At 37.3% G+C, this 1,637-nt stretch carries 2 protein-coding genes; one reads left to right on the forward strand and one right to left on the reverse strand.

Annotated elements, in window-relative coordinates; all coding sequences use genetic code 11:
• Positions 1 to 1,151, forward strand: a 1,151-nt coding sequence (locus JSS34_08850) for a tyrosine-type recombinase/integrase (protein ID MBS0186402.1), incomplete at its 5' end; no start/stop codon positions are given.
• Between the two features lie 129 nt (positions 1,152 to 1,280).
• Here JSS34_08850 and JSS34_08855 read toward each other — a convergent pair.
• Positions 1,281 to 1,562, reverse strand: a complete 282-nt coding sequence (locus tag JSS34_08855) for a hypothetical protein (protein ID MBS0186403.1) — start codon at positions 1,560 to 1,562, stop codon at positions 1,281 to 1,283.
• Positions 1,563 to 1,637: the final 75 nt, after the last annotated feature.

Genomic DNA, 1,637 nt, shown 5'->3' on the forward strand with positions numbered 1-1,637 from the left:
GTTTTGTCGAAGCTCTTGTCCCTGATCCCAAAAAAACTATTATTTCTTGGGATACGGAGCTAAAAGGCTTTGGAATCATAGTATTGCCAAGTGGCCGCCTTACATATTGTCTGCAGTATCGTAACAAAGAACGCATTAAAAAACGTATTAAAATTGGAGTCCATGGCCAGATTACAGCTGAAGAAGCCTGCGTTATTGCTCGGAAATATTTGAGTATGATTACACAAGGGGAAGATCCAGCTGAACAAAAAAAAGCCCTTAAGCATCTTCCTGACATCCATGAACTTGCAAAAGATTACGTAGATCGCTATGGAAAGAACAAACGTCCTCGAAGTCTTGAAGAAGACCAGAAACTTCTGCGAAATCATATTATCCCTAAACTTGGAGATAGAAAAGTTTCCCATCTTTCTCGTCGCGATGTCGAAAACTTTCATGCTGCTTTAAAAGAAACTCCCTACCAAGCCAACCGAACTTTAGCTCTCCTTTCCAAAATGATCTCATTAGCCATTGCCTGGGGTTGGAGAGTAGATAACCCCGTAAAAGGGATCCCACGATTTCCAGAAGAAAAGAGAGATCGATGGCTTAATAAAGAAGAAATTTCTCGTCTTTGGAAAACTTTAGATGATTATAAGAGACCTTCCTCTTTTTTCTTTAAGTTACTTCTTCTTACCGGCGCTCGAAAAAATGAGCTCCTAAAAGCAACCTGGAATCATTTTGATTTAGAGCAAGGAGTTTGGACAAAACCTTCTTCTCTTACAAAACAAAAGAAACGGGAATATTTGCCTCTTTCTCAAGAAGCCATTCAAGTTCTTCAAGAACTTAAAAACTTGAATATTGAAAGTTCTTATGTTTTTCCTGGTTTAACTAAAAAAGAACCCCTTAAAGATGTCCAAAATTTATGGAAACGCGTAATTAAAAAAGCAGATCTACTAGGAGTTCGTATTCATGATCTTCGTCACACGCATGCTTCGCATTTAGTTTCAAGTGGCTTGAGCCTAAGCATTGTCGGAAAATTGCTGGGTCATACACAAGCTTCCACAACTCAACGATATGCGCATCTTGCAGATGAACCTTTAAGGCATGCAACATCTCTTTTTGGAAGTACAATAAGAGCAGTTACTTCAAGCTCTCTTAAGCAACTCCCAAAGTAATTATATATATTTCATTAGATAATTTGGGACAGCTACCTAAAGATAGCTAAGAAAGGACTAGGATAACCAAGAACTTAACAAATATACCCAATTAGTTAATTTTAAGGATAAATCACTAAGAAAGAAGTTTTAGTATGCTACAATTCTATTTACAGCTGTTGTAATACGTTCTTCTTGCTGTCTCTTTTCATCTTCAAGAATTTTTTTTGCCATTGCTTGTAGCTTTTGAAGTTCTGCTGCTGGAGTTGCTTGCTTAAAGCGTCTCAACATTTCATCCGGATCTTGAGATTTACGAACAGGACCAGATCTTTGGCGTTGTTGGTGAGCGGCATCTACATATGTTTCCCTCGCGTAAGTAGAAAAAGAGTAGCCCCAACAACCCGCCATAATTAAAAAAGCTATATTTTTCATAACTATCTCCTTTAAAATATATTATACTATTTCCATAAATTAAAATAACAAGTATGATGTTCTGCAAATGGAAGC

The sequence above is a fragment of the Pseudomonadota bacterium genome (assembly GCA_018242545.1).
Taxonomy (GTDB): domain Bacteria; phylum Pseudomonadota; class Alphaproteobacteria; order 16-39-46; family 16-39-46; genus 16-39-46.

Coding starts and splice junctions, on each gene's coding strand:
- JSS34_08855 (MBS0186403.1), bottom strand. CDS start 1,562: ATGAAAAATATAGCTTTTTTAATTATGGCGGGTTGTTGGGGCTACTCT.